The organism is Sorangium sp. So ce128 (genome assembly GCF_051525245.1).
GTDB classification, from domain to species: domain Bacteria; phylum Myxococcota_A; class Polyangia; order Polyangiales; family Polyangiaceae; genus Sorangium; species Sorangium cellulosum_B.
Window position 1 is genome coordinate 11,512,465 of the sequence record NZ_CP150313.1, and the last position, 19,314, is coordinate 11,531,778.

Below are 19,314 nucleotides of genomic sequence, written 5' to 3' on the forward strand. Positions count from 1 at the left end.
GCCTGCGTCAGCGCTCAGGGAGATTGCCGGCGATGCGGCGGAGGAGGTCCAGGACGGCGTAGGCGGCGCCGAGCTGGACCTCCTCGCGATCCCCCGAGAACACCCGGTCGCGCACGACGAGGCCGCCGGGGTGCGACACGGCCCAGTAGCAGAGGCCCACCGGCTTGGTCGCCGTGCCGCCCGTCGGGCCGGCGATGCCCGTCACAGAGATGGCCACGTCGACCTCGCAGAGGCGGCGGACGCCCTGCGCCATCTCGGCGGCGACCTCGGCCGACACCGCGCCGTGGCCGCGCAGGGTGTCCTCCGCGACGCCGAGCAGCCGCGTCTTGGCGCTGTTCGCGTAGGTGACCGCGGCGCCAACCAGGTAGTCGCTCGCCGGATAGCTGGTGAGCAGGTGGGAGATCAGGCCGCCGGTGCACGACTCCGACACGGCGAGCCTCCAGCCACGGGCGCGCACGGAACGCCCGACCATCTCCGGGAAGGCGTCGCCCCCCTCCCCGTACACGGCGGTGCCGAGCCGCTCACGGACATCGGCCGTCGCCTTCAGGGCCAGCTCGTGCGCCATCGACTGCGTGGCGGCGCGGGCGTGGACCTTCACGTCGACCTCCGGGTAGTGCACGCGGTAGCCGAGCGTGATGCCGGGATGGGCCTCCTCCACGCCCTTCAGGAGCTCGCCCAGCGTGGACTCGGGAAGACCATAGGTGCGGAGGCGGACCTGGAAGGTGTTGTTCGGCGCAGCCGGCCGCACGCGCGGCAGCACCTGCTCGGCGAACATGCTCTTCATCTCCCGCGGCACACCCGGGAGGAAGAACACCGTGGACTCGCCCAGGTGGATGCCGAAGCCGGGCGCGCTGCCGGAGGAGTTCGGAAGGATCTCCGACCCGGCGGGGACCTCGGCCTGCTTCTCGTGGCCCGCGTTCATCGTCTTGCCCCGGCTCTCGACGCGCCGGCGAATGGCGAGCAGCGTGCTCTCGTCGCGCACGAGGTCGGTGCCCATCGCGCGCGCCGCGGCCCGCGCGGTGAGGTCGTCGGTCGTGGGGCCGAGGCCGCCGGTGGCGATCACCAGCCGGTGCGCGCTCGCGAGCTGGCGGACCGTGGCGACGATGCGATCGACGTCATCGTCGACGGTGCTGGATTCGCTGACCGTGAAGCCCGCTGCGGTGAGCTCGGCAGCGAGCCAGGCCTCGTTGGTGTTGATGATCTCGCCCCGGGTGAGCTCGGTCCCGATCGAGAGAAGCGCGACAGCCATTGGGACTTGGGACTCTAACTCCATCCGGCGCCGCCGGAGCGCGTTTCCGGATTGTTTTGCGGTCGGAAAGCGAGGTGGTTTTGTCCCCCAACCCCATTTGTCCCCCCACCCCGTTTGTCCCCCCACCCCGTCCCCTCCCCCACCCCGTCCCTCCCCCACCCGCCCGCCGCCGAGCGGGGCGCGCTTGCGAGCGCTACGGTGGATAGACACACCGGAAGCCGAGATCCGGCGCTCGGATGGATACCGGGACAAGGCGACGATTCCAGGTGCGGAGCGCCGCCGCGGCGCCATCCGTCCATGATCCGCCGTGAGTTCCCGAAAACTCGCCCTCGAGCGGATCGGGGGCCGCCCACTCGGCCACATTGCCGGCCAGATCGAACACCCGACCGCCGGCGTGCACGGCGGCGCCGTCGGGGCGCGAGCCGGCGAGCTCGGGGCCCGTCGCGCCCCAGCCGCACGGGCCCGCTCGCAGGCCAAAGGCGGCGCGCCGGCAGACCGCGCCGGTGTCTCCCCACGGGTACCGCCGGCCCGCGTCGCCCGCCGCGGCGAAGGCGAGCTGATCACGCGAGGGGAGCGCCCCGCCCGCGAAGGCGCAATACCGAGCCGACTCGGCCAGGGTGACGCCCGTGACGGGGACCCCGGGCTCGCCGCGCAGCGGGAGCGGGGCGCACGCGCCGGCCTCGACGCAAGCGGCGTAGCGCTGCTCGGTGATCTCGAACGCGTCGAGCGAGAACGCCGGGACGAACACCGCGCGCGGGTCGACGATGCCCTGCGCCTCCCAGTCGCTTGGCCCGAGGCGCAGCGTCCCGGAGGCGATGCGGACGGCCGCGCCCGGCGCGACGCAGCCAGCGGCCGTGACCGTGAGGCCGGCGCTGCATCGCCCCGGCGCGCCTGTGCAGCGGCCGGCGTCATCGAGGCGCTGGCCTTCGCCGCAACACCGCGGGCCGAGCGCGACCATCCCCGGCGCGCAGCGCGCCGGCGGCTCCGCGCGATGGATCGCGAGCGCGACGATGGCGCCGATCAGGAGGGCCGCGCCCGCGGCGAGACCGGCCTTCCACCCCGGCATCCGCCCGACGTCCGGTGCTGCCCCCACCCCTCAGGAGCGCGGCGATCCGGCGTCGGCCTTGAGCGCGCCGGCCGCCTCGCGCGCGCCAGCGGCCTTCCCGCGCGCCGGCCTGGCCTCGATCATGGCCACGATGCGCGCGAGCGCGTCGAGGAGCGCCGCACGGACGCGATCGTACGTCTTCGGGCCGACGTCGCCCCGCTTCCGCGCGCGCTCGAGCTCGACGAACTCGTCGAGGAGCGCGTTCCGCGCCTCGAGCAGCTCCCGCCGCTCCTCGTCGTCGGGCCCGCGGTCCTGGTTGCGCCGCCGGACCAGGTTCAGCGCGGCCCCGCCGATCACGGTCGCGCCGGCCAGCACCAGCGCGATCCACCGGCCCACGCCCGGCGTCGGCAGACCACCGAGCGTGATCTCGATGACCTTCATCCCGCCCTCCGTGCGGACGCCCTGCATCTCGGTGATCAGGATCTTCTTCCCGTCCCGGTTCTGGGTGCGCTGGGCCGCGGGGAAGCCGGCGACGTTCAGCGTCATCGACTTCGACGCCTCGGCCATCACCCGCATCTGGGCCATGCGCGGCGGCAGCTCGATGCGGATCGTCTGGCGCTCTTCGTCATGGAGCGGGACCTGCCAGCGGAACTGCCCTTCGTGCCGGCCAGGGCTCACGGTGCCGCGCAGCGCCACGCCGGTGCCCTTGACCTCGTCGAAGCGCATCTCCTCGCCCATGCCGTCGGTCTTGTTGAAGGCCTTGTAGTCGCGCGGGAGCGCGAACGTCTCGTTGGGCAGCCAGGCGACGCGGCCGAGGTTGAAGACCTGGAACAGCTGCTCCACCGAGATCGCGTCTTGCCGGAGCTGGAGGTAGACGATGCCCTGCGTCCCGACCATGAGGCCGCTCACGTTCGGCGTGGCATCGTAGATGTGGAGCACAGCCCGCTTTCCGGCCTCGGCGCTGAGCCCGAAATGCGGGATCGAGAACGTTCCGCCGTCGCGCGTGACCGAGATGCCGTAGCTCGTGCCGCCAGCGATCGCGAGGTTCTCGAGCCGGACGGCGCCCGCGTCGTCCGTCTCTCGGCTGATGCGCTCGCGCGAGTCGCCCTTCGCCACCGAGCTCTGCAAGATGTCGACGTCGACGGAGATGCGAGGGACGGGGTTCCCATCCGCGTCCTGCACGGTGAGCACGAGGACGCCGGGCGGGAGCCCTGTGTCTTCCTGGACGGTGTCCTCGGGCGCATCGAACAGGCCCGTCAGCTGCTCCGAGGCGCGCCGGGAGGCCGCATCTGCCGCGGGAGGCTTCCCCACCGGCGGATGGCCCGAAGGCAGCCCCTGCCCCACCTCGGGATGCCCCGGCGGGAGAGCGCTCGCAGCGTCGGGCGCGCCTGCGTCCGCCGCCGCGGCCGTCGAGGTCGCAGCAGGACCACCGGCGCCGGCAGGCGCGGCGCCGCCCGACGTCGCCGCCGGCTTCTCACCCGGCTTCGCCGCTGCGGGCTGCGCCGGAGCGGCCTTCCCGGCTGCAGGCTGCCCTGGAGCAGCCTTCCCCGCCGCGGGCTGCGCCGGAGCGGCCTTGTCCGCCGTGGGCTGCGCCGACGCAGCCGGCTGCGCCTGCACCGCCTGCGCGGCGGTGATGCTCAGCGAGGCGATCGCGGCGAGCGCAGTACACCCGGTCCAGCGCATCACGAGGCCCTCCTGCGGTCGTTCTCATCGACGCTGGCCGCGGCGTCGTCCGTCGCAGCCGGGTCGTCCTGAGGCGCGCCGAGCGCGCGCTTCGTCCCGCACTTCTTGCAAAACACCGCGTCTTCGTCGTTCAGCGTGCCGCACTCCCCGCACGCCACGCCCTGCGTCGCCGCGGGCTCCGCCGTCGCCTCGGCCTCGTCGTGCTCGCCGTCCGCCGCCGGCTCCCGATCGCCTTCCGGCTTCTCCAGCGGCCCGGCCTTGACGCGCCTCCGCTTCGCCGGCCTGGCCTCGGCGGCGGCGCCTTCCGGATCGCTCGCGCCGGCGTCCTCGTCCGGCTCCCTGGGCGCGCCGTCGTCCTGGAGCCCGGCGCGCTGGAGGTGCCTCGTCACGAGCGCCGCGACCTGCTCGCGCCGCGGCTGCGCGTCGGCGTCCAGCAGGCGGAGGAGCCGCTTCGCCTCGGCGCGGTACTTCGCGACGAGCTCGGCGTAGTCCTCATCGCTGATCTTCCCGACGCTCCGCTCGAACTCGAGGTCCTTGAGCGCGCGCAGGACAGCCTGCTTCTGCTCCTCCTCCGCGCGCGGCGCGCCGATCGCGTACGCGTCGGCGCCGCTCAGCGGCGTCTCCCCGATCAGCACGCGAAGGCTCGCCCAGAAGATGGCGATGACGGCGACGAGCGCGCCGCCCGCGAGCACGAGGATCGCCGCGGGCGGCCCGGCGACGAGCCCCGCGATGCCGGCGCCGACGAGCGCCGCGAGCGGCGCCCCGAAGCGGGCGTAGTGCACGATCTGCCGCTCCAGCGGCGAGTCAGTACCCCTGGTCACGGTCTCGTCGGCCGTGGCCGAGGTGGCGCTTTTGGCGGGCTGTTCGGCGCTCATTCGCGGTCTTCGCGGTCCAGGCTCTTGAGCTCCTCGTCGAGCTTGTCGTCGTAATCGTCACGGGCGCCGGGGACAACGCCCTTCGCGGATCGCTGCTGGCCGGCGGCGCCCGCCTCGTCGCTGCGCCGCTTCCATCGGCGCAGCGTCGCGACGACGATGCCGGCGCCGACCACGATGGCGCCGAGCGGGAGGAGGTAGAGCAGCCGCTGGCTCCCCTTGTTCGGCGGCACGGCCAGCGCCTCCGCCCCGTAGCGCTCGGCGTAGGCGGCCTGGATGGCCTCGATCGACAGCCCGGACGCGAGCGCCGTGCGGAGCTGGTCGCGGCGCTCGTGCGCGGTGCCGCACGTGCACGTCCCGAGGGTCTCGCGCGGGCAGCCGCACGTGCAGATCAGGCTCCAGAAGAGCTTGCGCTCGATGTCGTTCGCGATGCCGACGACGCCCGAGCGCTGCATCCCCTCGCCGAGCTGCTGCCCGTGGGCGAACTCCGGCGAGCGCAGCAGGACGACGAGGGCGAGGGCGCCCGCGACGAGGAGGGTGATGCCTTGGATGAGTCTTCGCGTGCGGCTCATTCGAACGCCGGCTGCCCCGGTTCGGCAGCGGTCGGGAGGATGGCACCGATCGCGGGCGACCGCCCGGGATCAAGCGACGCGCCGGAGCCCGGGGCGCGGACGTCGCCGTCCGCCGCGCCCGGCGCGAGCAAGACGGGCCGCCCGAACCCCTCCTGGGCGGGGCGCCCGTAGGCCTGCGACGCGCCGCCGGCGAGCAGGAAGGCGAACACGACGGACGCGGTGACGGACCCCGCCGCCCGCACATAACCGAACGCGCCGGCCTCCTCGAGCGTGATGTCAGGCCACATCGCGACGAGGGCCCCCAGGATGAGGATGCCCGCGCCGAACCACATGAACGAGATCAGGTTGTTCACGTGCATCTGGAACGAAGCGACCTTCGTCTGAGGGTTCGCCATCCCGATGATCACGTAGAGGTCGTTCTTGACGGTGATGTGCCGCGCGACCTCGGTCGAAGGCGCCTCCGGGGACGCCTTGTAGATGAACTTCGCCGGGCTGATCCGGCCGATCGGCGCGCCGTGGCGCTCGACGTCGAGGTCGGCGAAGACCATCCGCTTCTCGCTGTCGACCTCCATGCGCGGGCCCGCGTAGGTGAGGCGGTACTCCTCGATCTGCACGGACTCGCCCGGGTGGAGGCTTATCTCCTTGTCGACGCCCCACGCGCGGCCGGCGAACCCGAGGAACATCACCGAGATGCCGACGTGCACGATGTAGCCGCCGTAGCGGCGCCGCGACCTGGCGATCAGGTTGTAGAAGGAGGTGAAGAGCGGCTCTTTCGCGCGCTTCTGCCGCGCCGCGATGCCGCGGGCGAACTCCTGGACGACCACGGCGATGTTGAACGCGGCGATGGCGACCGTGAAGAACGGGTAGGTCGACGCGAGCTTCGCCAGCGCGTCGCCGAGCTGGCCGGGGTAGATCGGGTCCACGGCGACGAACGGGGCGAAGCCCACCCTCTTCCCGAGCGTCAGGTGGAGCGCCGTCGTGACGACCGCGACCAGCACCGGCCAGCGGAAGCTCTTCCGGAAGAGCTCCGGCGACGTCTTCCGCCACCCGAGCAGCGGCGCGACGCCCATGAGCAGGAAGACCACGAGCGCGACCGGGGGCAGCCACATGTTGTAGAACGTCGGCCCGAGCGTCGACTTCTGGTCGAGCAGCCACTCGCTGATGCGCGGCCACACCGTCGCGACCGCGATGAAGATCATGATGCTGAAGAGGCCCCAGTTGTTGAAGAGGAACGCGGCCTCGCGCGACAGCATCGACTCGAACTGCCCGTCGCTGCGCAGCCGCGGCAGGCGGTAGACGATGAGCGCGGTGCACGTGGCCACGATCACGGCCATGAAGCCGACGAACCAGATGCCGATGCCGGACTGGGCGAACGAGTGGACGCTCGCGATGAGGCCGGACCGCGTGAGCCAGGTGCCGAAGATGGTGAGGAAGAACGTGCCGCAGATGAGCGAGACGTTCCACACCTTCAGCATGCCGCGGCGCTCCTGGATCATCGTCGAGTGGACGTAGGCGCTCGCGGTGAGCCACGGGAGGAACGCGGCGTTCTCGACCGGATCCCAGGCCCACGGGCCGCCCCAGCCGAGCTCCTCGTAAGCCCACAGCATCCCGAGCACGTTGCCGATGGAGAGGAACAGCCAGGAGAAGAGCATCCACTTGCGCGTCGCCACGATCCACTCGCTGTCGAGCCGGCCCGTGGCGAGCGCGGCGATCGCGAACGCGAACGGGACCGCCGCGCTCGTGAAGCCGATGTAGAGGCTCGGCGGGTGGATGATCATGTAGAAGTTGCGCAGCTGGAAGTTCAGCCCGTTGCCGTCGAGCGGGGCGCCCGCCACGCTCGTCCGGAACGGGTTCACCGCGAAGATCATCAGCGCCGCGAAGAAGATCAGGACGCTCATCAGCGTCGCGATGACGTAGGGCTGGAGCTCCAGATACCGGCGCTGCAGCCAGACGACGCACGTCCCCGAGAAGAGCGCGGTCAGGAACATCCACCAGAGCAGCGAGCCGTCCTGCCCGCCCCAGAGCGCCGCGATGAGGTACGGCGTGCTCATGGACCGGTCGCTGTACTGCGCGACGTAGGCGATCCGGAAATCGTGGCTGACGAAGGCGTACGCCAGCACGAGCACCGCGAGGCCGACCAGCGCGATCGTGCCGTACGCGCCGAGCCGCGCGGCCTGGAGCAGCCGCGGCCGCCCGCGCGCCGACGCGAGCCCGACGGCGAAGGTATACGCCGCGGTCACCAGAATGGCGTAAAGGACGCCGGTCCCGAACTCAGGTAGGGATTGCCACATCGTCGTGGGCGCAAGCTTAGGCTTGCCGGGCGCGCAGGGCCAGCGCACCGCAGCGCGCGACCGATCGCCCGTCTCCACCTGCGCCGTGCGTCATGGCGAGCGCCCCGGAAAAGCTTCGCTTCAGGCCCGGCGTCGAGCGCGGCGCACTATAATAGTGCATGGCGATCGCTGCCTCCGGTAACCGCCCGACCGAGTTGATCTACGACTGGAACGAGGTGGGGCGCGTCGGGCGGGTCATCCCGGAGAACATCGGCTTCTTCGACGAGACCCTGCGCGACGGCCTGCAGAACCCTTCGGTCGCCGATCCGAACATCGAGAGCAAGCTCAAGCTGCTCCACCTGATGGCCAAGATTGGCATCCAGATCGCCGACGTCGGCCTGCCCGGCAGCTCGCAGCGGGCGTTCGAGGACGTGCTCCGGATGTGCAGGGAGGTGGCCGACAACAACCTGCCGCTCCGCATCGCCTGCGCGGGCCGCACGGTCGTCTCGGACATCACGCCCATGATCGAGATCTCCCAGCGCGCAGGGATCCCTGTGGAGATCTACGCCTTTATCGGATCGAGCCCGATCCGCCAGCTCGCGGAGGCGTGGGACGTCGACCTCATCGCGCAGCGGAGCGCCGCGGCGATCGACGCGGGCGTGAAGGCCGGGCTCCCCGTCGCCTACGTCACGGAGGACACGACGCGCTCGCGCCCCGAGGTGCTGGCGACGCTCTTCAAGGCCGCCATCGATCACGGCGCGTCCCGGCTGTGCCTGTGCGATACCGTCGGGCACGCGACGCCGGACGGGGTTCGCAACCTCATCAACTTCACGCGGGCCATCGTCGCGGGGGCCGGGGCGTCGGTCGGCATCGACTGGCACGGCCACAACGATCGCGGCCTCGCGCTCGAGAACGCGATCTGGGCGCTCCAGTTCGGCGCGGACCGGGTGCACGGCACCGCCCTCGGGATCGGCGAGCGGGTCGGCAACGCCGCGATGGAGCTCATCCTGCTCAACATGAAGCTCCTCGGCCTCCTCGAGCACCAGGACCTCACCCACCTCCTCGAGTACTGCACGACGGCCGCGCAGGCGGTCGGCTGGGAGGTGCCCATCAATTATCCCCTGGTCGGACGGGACGCCTTCCGCACGGCGACCGGCGTGCACGCGGCGGCCATCATCAAGGCCGAGTCGAAGGGCGACTCCTGGATGGCCGACCGGATCTACTCCGGCGTCCCCGCCGGCATGTTCGGGCGAAAGCAGGAGATCTGCGTGGGCTACATGTCCGGGGCCTCCAACGTGAACTACTGGCTCCGGCAGCGGAAGATCGAGCCCTCGAAGGAGCTCGTCGACGCCATCCTGGCGAAGGCCAAGGCGACGGATCACATCCTGTCCGAGCAGGAGATCCAGGCCGTGATCGAGCTGCACCGCGGCCGCCAGGCCTGATCCCGGGACGCCGGCGCGGCGCCGCGCGATCAGGCACTGGCGGCGGGAACGGCGGAGGGACGTTCGGCGTTTTCACGGATCCGGAGTAGAAATCCAGGCCGTGGCCGAGCAGGACAAGCAACCCGCAGCGGAACAGGACAAGCAACCCGCAGCGGAAGGCGACCGGGCCGATCGCCGGTCGCGGCTCGATGCCGTCCTGGCCGCGATCGCCGCGCTGGTCTGCTTCCTCGCCGCGACCACGCTGCGCGATCTGGGGCCGCGGTTCCTGCCGCGGGCGCCGATCCCGGCGCCGCCGGTGCCCGCGTGGGTGGAAGGGCGCGCGGCAGAGCTCACCGCCACCGTGCGCGACGAGCAGGGGCGCCCGCTGAAGGACGCCATCGTGCGCGTCTTCGCCATGCGCGAGGACCGCGCCTACTTCGCGGGCGAGCTGAAGACCGATCCCTCGGGCGAGGCTCGCTTCGCCGGGCTGCCGTCCGGGGAGGCCTGGATCATGGCGTACGGCGCGGAGCGGGCCCGCGCCTCGACCCGCGTCGCGCTCGAGCCAGGCCCCCGCGCCGTCGACCTCGTGCTGCGGCCCGCGAAGGTGCTGGACGTGCTGGTCGTCGACGAGGCCGAGCGCCCGATCGACGGCGCCGAGGTGACGGTCGCGACCGCCGATCCCCTCCCCTTCGCGGCGACCACCGCCGAAGGCGGCCGCGCGCGGTTCGATCGGCTCGGGGCGGCGCCCTACGTCGTCCGCGCGTCGGCGCTCGGCTTCGAGGACACCGTGCGGACGGGCATCGTGCCCGGGCCGGCGCCGCTCCGGCTCCGCATGGATCGGCTCGGCGCCCTCACGGTCCGCGTGGTGGACGCGGAGGGGCAGCCGGCCGACGGCGCGACCGTGCTCGCCGCCGGCACCGGCCTCTGGCCAGCGCGCAGCACGACCACCGACGCGACGGGCGCCGCGCGGATCGCCGGGCTCCGCGACGGGGTGTACGACCTCAAGGCCCGGCGCGGCGCCGCCGTCAGCGCGACCGCGCTGGCCGTGCCCGTGAGGCGCGGCGAGGGCAAGGAGGTGAAGCTCGTCCTCGGGCCCGGCCGCCACGTGCGGCTCCTCGTGACCGACGGCGACGGCGAGGACGCGCCGGCCGTGAAGGGCGCGAACGTCGTGCTCGTCGAGCAGGGCCTGTCGGCGTTCCCGCTGCACGGCCGCACGGGCGACGACGGGTCCGTGACGCTCGGGCCCATCGCGCCGGGGTACGCGAGCGCCTCGGCCCTGGCGGCCGGCTTCGTGCCGAGGAACGCCGTGCAGGTCGACGCGGGCGCGACCGAGGTGCGCATCCCCCTGCTCCGCGGCGGCGCGCTCGTGGGTGAGGTCGTCGACGACCGCGGCTACCCGGTCCCGGGCGCGACGATCGAGGTCGTGGGCGCCGACGCCGAGGGGATGCCCATCGACGAGACCACCGCGATGTCCGAGTTCAGGGACGAGCACTTCGAGCGCGCCCTGCCCGGCCCGGCGCCGCTGATCCCCGCGGGCGAGCTCGGGGTCATGCCGGGCCCCATCCCGGACCTGCCGCATGGCGACGCTGTCCTGCCGGCCGCCTCGGTGCGGTCGGGCGAGCCGTGGGTCACGCGCGCCGATGGCACGTTCCGGGCCGAGCCCGTCACCCCCGGGCGCGTCCACGCCATCGTCCGGCACCCGGAGTACGTCGAGACGCCCAGCGAGATCGTGACCCTGCAGCCGGGCGGCGAGGCCCACGTGCGCGTGGTGATGCGCCAGGGCGGCCTGCTCGAGGGCCGCGTCCTCGAGGAGGACCGCAAGCCGGTCGCCGGCGCGCGCGTGGAGCTGGCCGCGACCGCCGGCTCGCTCGAGCGGGTGACGTACTCTGCGGACGACGGCACGTTCGCCTTCGCCGCGGTCCCCGACGAGGTGCTCGTCTCGGTCTCCCGGGCCGAGTCGCCCGGCGACGTCGTGGCGCGGCTCGTCGTCGAGGTGCCGGAGCGCGATCGCAAGGAGATCGAGGTCGTCCTCCCGAAGGTGCGCGAGGCGGTGGCCATCCACGTCGCCGACGATCGCGGCTACCCGCTCGATCGGGTGGAGGTGCGCGTGCTCTCGCTCGACGTGGCCGTTCCGCTCCGCAAGACGCTGTTCACGGACGACGACGGCGACGCGCTGCTGCCCGACGCCGCCGGCTTGCCGCTCCGGATCAGCCTCGTGCGCTCCGGCAAGTCCCCGCGCGTCGAGCAGGTCGACGCCGCGCCGAAGGAGCTGCGGCTCGAGATGGGCGCCGCCCTCAAGGCGACCGGCACCGTGACCGGGCGCGGCGGGCGGGAGCGGATCGAGGGCGCGCGGATCACGCTGTTCTCGACGACCGGGCCGCGCCGCGCCACGAGCGACGCGGAGGGCGCCTTCACGCTCGCCGACCTCGCCCCGGGCCAGTTCCGCGTGACGGTGAGCCGCGACGGGTACGCGCCGGCGACGCTGCGGGTGACGATCGCCGGCGATCCCGATCGCCCGACGGACCTCGGGCGCATCGACCTGTCCGAGGCGGGAGAGGTCGCCGGCCAGGTCGTCGATCAGCGCGGGGACGCGGTCGCGGGGGCCCGCGTCGCGCGCGACCGCGTGCCGACGTACCTGCCGCTCGGCCCGCTGCCGCCGGGCGTCGTGACCACCGACCGCGACGGGCGGTTCCAGCTCGGCGGGCTGCCCGAGGGCACGGCGGTCATCGAGGCGTACAGCGCGGATCTCGGGCGCGCCGAGTCGCAGCCGGTGCAGGTCCGGGCCGGCAGGACGACCGAGCGCGTGAGGATCGCGCTGCCAGGAGACGGCGCGCGGCAAGATCCGAAGGGCGCAGGGAGCCTGGCGGTGACGCTCGGCGAGGAGCGAAAGACCGTGACCGTGGTGTCGGTGCCCCCGGCGAGCGAGGCCGAGGAGGCCGGCATCGAGCCCGGCGATCGGCTCCTGTCCGTGAACGGCGTCGAGGTGCGCTCCATCGAGGAAGCGCGGCGGCGCCTCACCGGGCCGCTCTCGGAGGATGTCGTGGTGCTGCTCGCGCGGGACGGCGATCGCGGCGAGGCGCGGTGGCTCACGCGGGTGCGGAGGGAGCGGGTGCGGCGATAGACGGCCGGGCGCTCGCTCGGGGCGCCGGCGGAGGCGCCCGAGCGAGCGCCCGGCAGCGGTGCTCGGCAGCGGCGCCGGATGGGCGCGGCGCCGGCCGAGCTCAGTTCTTCGCCTTCGTCAGCACGATGGCGCGGCCGTCGCCGATCTCCCAGCGCAGCGTCTGATCCGTGGCGAAGCGGAACGCCGCCTCATCGAGCCCGCCCTCGGGGCGGAGGAAAGCGACGGTCATCTGATCGCCGTCCGCCTTCGTCACCTTGAAGGTGCCGCTGCGCGGCGTCTCCGCGGGCACGGTCACCGTCACCTTGCTGCCGTTGAACTCGAGCGCTGTTCCCTTCACCCATCCGGTCGCCTTGGTGAGCTGATCCACAGGGGCGTTCTCGATGGCATCGCCATTCCAGCGCCCCTGCAGACGATCGCGAGGGGTCTTCGAGCAGCCCACCACGGCGGTCAGCGCCATCGCCAGGGCCAGAGCGGTCTTGATGCGGTTCTGCATGGGCCTTCCTTCGGAGCCTCGACGGGTCCCGATTTGGAAAATCCTACGAAGAACGGAATGACTAGGCCAACAATGTAGGATATTTCTGCACACTTACGCAGACCCGCAGGGCCCGGCGAAGGGGTGGGGGCGCCGCCGCTTCTGGGGAGGGTGAGTTCGCGCTAGGGTTCCGGCCCGAGGAGCCGCGCGGACGGTGCGCGTTTCCACGGCGCGACGACCTTGAGCACGCTGTTTCACGAGAAGCGCCTCGTCCCTCTCGAGCGGACGCGGCTCCTGAGATCCATCGTCGAGCGCGCGGCCGATCGGTCGGAGGGGCCCCCCGTGATCGTCTTCGATCTGGACGGCACCCTCATGGATAACCGGCCGCGGGTGGTCGCGATCCTCCATGAGCTGGCGGAGGAGTGGCGCCGCAAGCACCCGCACGCCGCCGCCCTCCTCGAGCGCGCGTCGCCCGACGGCATCGTGTACGGGTTCCAGGACAACCTGCGGCAGCTCGGCGTCCACGACGAGGCGCTCCACCTGCACGCGTTCGATTTCTGGAGGGCCCGCTTCTTCAACGATCCGCACATCCGGCACGACGTCGAGGTGCCGGGCGCGAGCCAGTACGCGCGCGACTGCCACGCGGCGGGGGCGACCCTCGTGTACCTCACCGGCCGCGACCTGCCGAAGATGGCGCTCGGCTCGTTCGCGAGCCTGCGCGACCTCGGCTTCCCCATCGGGGTCATCGGCACGGAGCTCGTCGTGAAGCCGAGGTTCGAGATGCCCGACACCGAGTTCAAGCGGAGCGTCGCGCCGCAGCTCTCGCGGCTCGGGCGGGTCATCGCGGTGTTCGACAACGAGGCGGCCAACTGCAACCTGCTCCTGGGCTGCCATCCCCGCTGCACCGCGGTCTTCCTGGACACGCAGTGCGCGCCCGACCCGCCGCCGCTCGACGCGCGCGTGCGCGTCATCCACACGTTCGAGCTGGAGCCGTGATCGCCGCGCGCGTCGCCGCGGCCTTCCTGCTGCTCGCCGCCGCCGGGTGCGAGCCGTCGCGCCACCCGCCCGTCGATCCCGTGGAGGCCGGCGCGAGCCCGAACGCGAGGATCCTCCCCGCGCCGCTCGCGAACGAGACGCCGGACCTGATCGACGCCTCCGCCGCCGAGGCGACCGCGAAGATCATCGCCGACGACTACGGCCGGCTCATCATGTCCGAGGCGAGCTCGCAGTCGCCGCTGCCGCTCTCGCCCGCCACCCCCCTGCCGGACGACGCGCTCTCGCCCCGCGAGCTCCCCGGCGTCACGCTCGAGGCGGCCTTTCGCTTCCGCGACGTGCCGCAGCCCCCCAAGGCGCCCGAGGTGGCGGCCTCCGGGATCCACGCGGCGCAGAAGCTCACCGAGCTGACGTGGAAGGTCGAGCTCGCGGAGACGGGCCGGATGCGGGTCCAGTTCACGTCGCGCGCGCTCCCGCTGCCCGCGGGCTCCGAGCTCCGCGCGCGCCACGACGTGTACGGCGAGGTGCTGCTGTGGCCGTCCCTGACCCAGTACCGGGTCGTGCCGCCGGGAGCGCTCCGCACGCTCCTCGGCGAGCGGCGCGTCGACGTGACGCCGCTGTCGACGGGCTCGGCGCGTCCTGTCGGCGACGGCAAGCGGCTCGAGATCGACGTCCGCAAGGTCGAGGTGCACGGGAGCCTCGGCACGCTGTACGTCGAGCTCGGCAGGGTCACCGAGGCCGGCGACGGGGGGCCGCTGCTCTGCCGGGCGCTGCTGGAGATCCTCGGCGTGGATCCGAAGTCGCCCGAGTGCGTGGCCGGCGAGGTGCCGCTCTACGCGAGTTACGCCTGGCAAGGCGGCGGCGGCGTCGCGTTCGAGGTCACGTCGATCGCCCGGCGAACGGACCTGATCTCGACCGACATGCTCATGCCGCCCCCGAGCGCCGCGTACGCCGCCGCCGGGCTCCCGTCGGCGCAGGGCGGCGTCTTCCTGACGCGCGACGAGCTCGCGGCCATCCGAGCAGAGCCGCTCCAGCTGCCCGCGAGCGTCGACCCGGGCGCGCCTGGCGAGGGGTTCGTCGCGGTCAACCAGACGGACGCGCTGCTCTACCTGCTCGTCGACGGCATCCCCGCGGTCGCCGTGCCGCAGGCGAGCGAGCGCTACGTGATCGGGCCCCTGCGCGGGCGCTACGTCGTCCAGTGGCGCACGTTCCTCGGCGAGCGCATCGAGCCGCCGCAGACGGTCGAGATGCCGGCGCGCATCGTGCGCAGCGGGGCCGAGGCGGCGGACGGCGGCTGAAGCGGGGCGGCGGAAGCGAGGACGGCGTCCCCTGCCCTAGCGATCGGCCGTCGTCTCGGGGCTCGCCAGGAGCTGGACGATGTCGTCCGGGATCCGCGTCAGCGTCAGGTTCGAGCCCAGGCACGCGAGGAGGATGTCGCCGTCGCAGATCACGTCCTCGCCCCGGAGGATCCGGTAGCTGAAGCGCGCGGTGACGCGCTGGACCTCGCGGCAGGTCGTCTCGACCACGAGGTCGTCGCCGAACCGCGCGGCCTGGCGGTACTTGATCCGCAGCTCCGCGACGGCGAGGTGAAGGTCGCGCCGCACCATCTCCTCGTACGAGAGGCCGCGGCGCTTCAGCCAGTCGATGCGGCCAGCCTCCAGGTAGATGACGTAGTTCGCGTGGTGGACGATGCCCATGAGATCCGTCTCGCAGAAACGGACGGCCAGGGGCGTGCGCGAGGTGAGGTGCGGGGGCGCGTCAGGCAGAGAAGGGAGCGGCATCGCGGGAGGCGCAGAGACTAACCCAGTTTCGACCCGGGCAGCAGCAGAGCGACCGCGCGACACCAGCCGCACGACATGGGATCGCAGCGCGGCGACGGCGGGCCCGCCTGGGCGCTGGTGGCGCGGGCGCCGCGATGTTAGCGGGCACCATGGCGAATGTCCGGACGCTCCTGTCCGCCGAACAGATCGGCGCTCGCGTGCGCGACCTCGGCGCGCAGATCACCCGGGACTACGCGGAGCGCCGGCTCGTGCTCGTCTCCGTGCTCAAGGGGAGCTTCGTGTTCACCGCCGACATCGCGCGCCACATCGACCTCCCGGTGCGCGTCGAGTTCCTCGGCGTGCGCAGCTACGGCGAGGGCACGGCCTCGACAGGCGTCGTCCAGATCACGCAGGACCTCACCCGCCCGATCGAGGGCGAGGACATCCTCCTCATCGAGGACATCGTGGATACGGGCCTCACGATCTCGCACCTGCTTCAGCTCTTCCGCACGAGGATGCCGAACAGCGTCAAGGTCTGCGCGCTCCTGCACAAGCCGGCGCGCGCGCGGGTCGAGGTGCCGATCGACTACCTGGGCTTCACGATCGAGGACAAATTCGTGGTCGGCTACGGGCTCGACTGGGCCGAGCGCTATCGGAACCTGCCGTTCATCGGGGTTGTGGAGGCGACGTGAGCAAGCGGCTGCTGATGCTCGAGAAGATGACCCGGGATGGGTCGAAGGATCCATTCCACTGGTACGCGCTCGCGCTGGAGTACGCGGGGCAGGGCCGCCACGACGACGCGCTCGCCACGTTCGGCGCGCTCCGGGCGATGGATCCGGCGTACGTGCCGATGTACCTCATGTGCGGGACGATGCTGGTGAAGGCAGGCCGCCTCGACGAGGGGCGCGCCTGGCTGGCCGACGGCATCGAGACCGCGCGCCGCAAGGGAGATCAGCACGCGCTGAGCGAGCTCCAGCAGGCGCTCGTCGGCGCGGGCGGCGACGACGACGCGTGACGGCTGGGCCGGCGCCGCGCCTCAGCCGCCCTCGCCCTCCCCCTCGCCGCGGATCCGGCGGAGGCGCTCTCCGATGGTCCGCTCGTAGCCGCGATCGGTCGGCTCGTAGAACCGGCTGCCCGCGAGCGGCTCGGGGAGGTAGGCCTCGCCCCGCGCGACGCCGCCCGGCTCGTCGTGCGCGTAGCGGTAGCCTTCGCCGTAGCCCTCGTCGCGCATCAGCCGCGTGACCGCGTTGCGCAGCGTGAGCGGGACCGGGAGCGCGCCGTGCTCGCGCACGGCGGCCTGCGCCGCGTGCCAGGCGGTCTTGCAGGCGTTCGATTTCGGGGCCGTGGCGAGGTAGAGCGCCGCCTGCGTGAGCGGGTAGAGCCCCTCCGGCATCCCCATGCGCCGGAACGCGGCGTCCGCGGCGACGGCGATCTCCAGCGCGCGGGGATCGGCGTTGCCGATGTCCTCGGAGGCGAAGATCATCATCCGGCGCAGCAGGAAGAGCGGGTCGTCTCCGGCCTCGATCATGCGCATCAGCCAGTAGATGGCGGCGTCTGGATCGGAGCCGCGCATCGACTTGATGAAGGCGCTGATGACGTTGTAGTGCTCCTCGCCGGCCTTGTCGTAGAGCAGCGTCTTGTGCTCGCTCGCGCCGGCGATGAGCTCGCGCGTGATCGTCGAGGCGCCCGCGCGCCCCGCCTCGTCCGCGGCGATCTCCAGCGTGGTGAGCGCCCTGCGCGCGTCGCCCTGCGCGAGCGCCGCGATCGCCGAGAGCGCGTCGTCGTCGGCGGCGATCGCGCCGGCGAGCCCGGCGGGCGACTCGAGGGCGCGGCGCAGGAGCTCGACGAGCTCCGCGGCGTCGAGGCCCTGGAGCCGGAAGACCTTGCACCGGGAGAGCAGCGGCGCGTTGACCGCGAACGAGGGGTTCTCGGTGGTCGCCCCGATGAGCGTGATCGTCCCGTCCTCGACGTGCGGGAGGAAGGCGTCCTGCTGGGCCTTGTTGAAGCGGTGGATCTCGTCGACGAACAGGATCGTCCGCTTGCCCTCGTAGGAGCGCGCGGTGCGCGCCTGGGCGAGGATCTCGCGGAGCTCCGGCACGCCGCCCAGCACGGCGTTGAAGGGGACGAAGCGGGCGTTCGTCGTGTGCGCGACGACGCGCGCCAGCGTGGTTTTTCCGGCGCCCGGCGGGCCCCACAGGATCATGGAGGGGATCCGGTCGGCCGCGATCGCGCGCGCGAGCAGCTTGCCCTCGCCGAGGAGGTGGGCCTGGCCGAGCATGTCCTCGAGCGAGCGCGGGCGCATGCGCTCGGCGAGGGGCACCGCGGCCCTGAGCTCCGGCTCCCGCTGCCGGGCGGCGTCGAAGAGCGTCGGCTCGTCGCCCGCGGGCCGCCGTCGCGCGCCGCCGCCGCCCCGGGGCGCGCTCATTCGAAGACCGACCGCGCGCCCGCGGGGCGCTCCGAGAGGAGGACCTCGACGGCGCGGCGCGCGCTCGCCGGATCGTGCCCGACCCAGCGCACGGTGCCCGCGCCGTCGACCACGAACGTGAGGGGGACCTGCGCGACGCCGTAGGTCGCGGAGAGCCGCTGATCGAGATCCGCGATGATGGGGAACGTCGCGCCGAGCTCGTAGGCGGCGGCCTCCGCGGCGGCCTCCGAGTCGTCGACGTTCACGCCGATCACGGCCACCCCGTCCGCCTTGCGGTCGCGCCAGAGCCGGTCGAGCGCCGGCATGGTCCGGCTGCACGACGCGCACCAGGACGCCCAGAAGTCGATCACGGTGACCCGCGTCCTCCGCGTGCCGGGCACGCCGACGGTGACCGCCGCCGTGGACTCTGCGTGGAACTCCGGCGCGGCGCTGCCGACGAGCGGGTGGCGCACCGACGCGGGCATCGCGCCCGGCCCGCACCCGAGCGCGAGCAGCGCGCACGTAGCCAGCGTGGCGCCGCGCGCGACGCCACCGCCAGGGAGGGCCGCGCCGAGGCGCGACGCGGCGGACGTCGCCGTCATCCGCGGGCTCCGAAGATGGCGGTGCCGACGCGGACCCACGTCGCGCCTTCCGCGATGGCTGCCTCGAAATCGTGCGACATGCCCATCGAGAGCTCGGGCAGCACGGCCCGGCCGCCGTGCGCGTCGCGCAGGGCGCGGAGCTGCGCGAAGAACGGCACGACGTCGCTCGGATCCTCGAGGAACGGCGCGATGGTCATGAGGCCGATCGGCCGGAGGTGTGCGCACCGGGTGATCGCGGCGAGGAGCGGCGCGAAATCGTCGGGGGCGCAGCCGCCCTTCGAGGCTTCGCCGCCGACGTTCACCTCGATCAGGACGTCGAGGGTGCGGTTGAGCGCGGCCGCGCGCCGATCGAGCTCCACGGCGAGCTCCTCCCGGTCGACCGACTGCACGACGTGCGCGACGCGCGCGACGAGCTTCGCCTTGTTCCTCTGGAGCTGGCCGATGGCGTGCCACACGAGCCCGTCGAGATCGGCGAGCGCCTCGGCCTTTTCCACGAGCTCCTGCGCGTAGTTCTCGCCGAAATCGCGCTGCCCGGCGGCGTAGGCGGCGCGGATGGCCTCCGCGGGCTTCCCCTTGGACACGGCGATGAGCCGGACCTCCTCTGGCCCGCGCCCTGCCCGCGCGGCGGCGCTCGTTATCCGGCGCCGCACCTCGTCGAGCCGCGATGCGACGTTCCCCAGGTCTTCCGAAATCACGCCGCACGATACCGCGAGCTGCCGCCGTGGACACCAGGGGGACACCCGCAGCGGAGGGTCCGCGCGGGTCGTGGCGCGGAGGGAAGTGCCGGATCCAACCGCCCGAGCGGCGTGCCAGAGTGTGCCTGAGCACCGCGTCGACGGCGGACCGAGCA

At 72.8% G+C, this 19,314-nt stretch carries 17 protein-coding genes; 6 read left to right on the forward strand and 11 right to left on the reverse strand.

Features of this window, described 5'->3' with window-relative positions; translation table 11 throughout:
• Positions 1-7: 7 nt before the first annotated feature.
• The 6 genes from WME82_RS43645 to WME82_RS43670 form a co-directional block, all read right to left on the reverse strand.
• A complete protein-coding gene (locus WME82_RS43645; RefSeq protein WP_438040122.1) occupies positions 8-1,249 on the reverse strand; it encodes a CinA family nicotinamide mononucleotide deamidase-related protein in 1,242 nt (413 codons plus the stop codon).
• A 193-nt stretch (positions 1,250-1,442) separates the two neighbouring features.
• Positions 1,443-2,315 carry a formylglycine-generating enzyme family protein gene (locus WME82_RS43650; RefSeq protein ID WP_438040123.1) on the reverse strand — a complete coding sequence of 291 codons (873 nt, stop codon included), beginning with the start codon at positions 2,313-2,315 and terminating at the stop codon, positions 1,443-1,445.
• Positions 2,316-2,345: 30 nt separating this feature from the next.
• Positions 2,346-3,980 carry a carboxypeptidase-like regulatory domain-containing protein gene (locus WME82_RS43655; protein ID WP_438040124.1) on the reverse strand — a complete coding sequence of 545 codons (1,635 nt, stop codon included), beginning with the start codon at positions 3,978-3,980 and terminating at the stop codon, positions 2,346-2,348.
• Positions 3,977-4,798: a hypothetical protein gene (locus tag WME82_RS43660; RefSeq protein ID WP_438040125.1), complete on the reverse strand. Its 822-nt coding sequence runs from the start codon at positions 4,796-4,798 to the stop codon at positions 3,977-3,979. Before WME82_RS43660 ends, WME82_RS43655 begins: the two co-directional genes overlap by 4 nt.
• Before the next feature lie 50 nt (positions 4,799-4,848).
• Positions 4,849-5,421: a cytochrome c-type biogenesis protein gene (locus tag WME82_RS43665; RefSeq protein ID WP_438040126.1), complete on the reverse strand. Its 573-nt coding sequence runs from the start codon at positions 5,419-5,421 to the stop codon at positions 4,849-4,851.
• Complete coding sequence (locus WME82_RS43670; protein ID WP_438040127.1) at positions 5,418-7,712, reverse strand: heme lyase CcmF/NrfE family subunit; 2,295 nt, start codon at positions 7,710-7,712, stop codon at positions 5,418-5,420. Before WME82_RS43670 ends, WME82_RS43665 begins: the two co-directional genes overlap by 4 nt.
• Positions 7,713-7,870: 158 nt before the next feature.
• Between WME82_RS43670 and WME82_RS43675 the strand changes: the two genes are divergently transcribed.
• Both WME82_RS43675 and WME82_RS43680 read left to right on the forward strand, forming a co-directional pair.
• Positions 7,871-9,133, forward strand: coding sequence for a LeuA family protein (locus WME82_RS43675; RefSeq protein WP_438040128.1), 1,263 nt, complete (start codon positions 7,871-7,873; stop codon positions 9,131-9,133).
• Positions 9,134-9,233: 100 nt separating this feature from the next.
• Positions 9,234-12,233, forward strand: coding sequence for a carboxypeptidase regulatory-like domain-containing protein (locus WME82_RS43680; protein ID WP_438040129.1), 3,000 nt, complete (start codon positions 9,234-9,236; stop codon positions 12,231-12,233).
• Positions 12,234-12,333: 100 nt separating this feature from the next.
• Here the strand turns inward: WME82_RS43680 and WME82_RS43685 are convergent, their stop codons facing one another.
• Positions 12,334-12,726, reverse strand: coding sequence for a hypothetical protein (locus tag WME82_RS43685; protein ID WP_438040130.1), 393 nt, complete (start codon positions 12,724-12,726; stop codon positions 12,334-12,336).
• Positions 12,727-12,945: 219 nt separating this feature from the next.
• Between WME82_RS43685 and WME82_RS43690 the strand changes: the two genes are divergently transcribed.
• Together WME82_RS43690 and WME82_RS43695 are read left to right on the forward strand one after the other, a co-directional pair.
• A complete protein-coding gene (locus WME82_RS43690) occupies positions 12,946-13,701 on the forward strand; it encodes an HAD family hydrolase (RefSeq protein WP_437913580.1) in 756 nt (251 codons plus the stop codon).
• Positions 13,698-14,996, forward strand: a complete 1,299-nt coding sequence (locus tag WME82_RS43695) for a hypothetical protein (RefSeq protein WP_438040131.1) — start codon at positions 13,698-13,700, stop codon at positions 14,994-14,996. Before WME82_RS43690 ends, WME82_RS43695 begins: the two co-directional genes overlap by 4 nt.
• 36 nt (positions 14,997-15,032) lie before the next feature.
• On the opposite strand, the gene WME82_RS43700 is transcribed toward WME82_RS43695, so the two are convergent.
• Positions 15,033-15,479 (reverse strand): acyl-CoA thioesterase, encoded by a 447-nt coding sequence (locus WME82_RS43700; protein ID WP_437295991.1) that lies wholly within the window; start codon positions 15,477-15,479, stop codon positions 15,033-15,035.
• Between the two features lie 149 nt (positions 15,480-15,628).
• Between WME82_RS43700 and hpt the strand changes: the two genes are divergently transcribed.
• Together hpt and WME82_RS43710 are read left to right on the forward strand one after the other, a co-directional pair.
• Entirely contained in the window at positions 15,629-16,150 is a 522-nt protein-coding gene (gene hpt, locus WME82_RS43705; RefSeq protein ID WP_437528234.1) for a hypoxanthine phosphoribosyltransferase, read from the forward strand.
• On the forward strand, positions 16,147-16,473 hold the full coding sequence (locus WME82_RS43710) for a tetratricopeptide repeat protein (RefSeq protein ID WP_438040132.1): 327 nt from the start codon (positions 16,147-16,149) through the stop codon (positions 16,471-16,473). Before hpt ends, WME82_RS43710 begins: the two co-directional genes overlap by 4 nt.
• A gap of 21 nt (positions 16,474-16,494) precedes the next feature.
• Here the strand turns inward: WME82_RS43710 and WME82_RS43715 are convergent, their stop codons facing one another.
• From WME82_RS43715 to WME82_RS43725, 3 genes are read right to left on the reverse strand one after another with little or no spacing between them, the layout of a single operon-like run.
• On the reverse strand, positions 16,495-17,883 hold the full coding sequence (locus WME82_RS43715; protein ID WP_437854434.1) for a replication-associated recombination protein A: 1,389 nt from the start codon (positions 17,881-17,883) through the stop codon (positions 16,495-16,497).
• Complete coding sequence (locus WME82_RS43720; protein ID WP_438040133.1) at positions 17,880-18,464, reverse strand: redoxin domain-containing protein; 585 nt, start codon at positions 18,462-18,464, stop codon at positions 17,880-17,882. Before WME82_RS43720 ends, WME82_RS43715 begins: the two co-directional genes overlap by 4 nt.
• Entirely contained in the window at positions 18,461-19,159 is a 699-nt protein-coding gene (locus WME82_RS43725) for a YggS family pyridoxal phosphate-dependent enzyme (protein WP_438040134.1), read from the reverse strand. The genes WME82_RS43720 and WME82_RS43725 overlap by 4 nt, the downstream gene beginning before the upstream one ends.
• Positions 19,160-19,314: the final 155 nt, after the last annotated feature.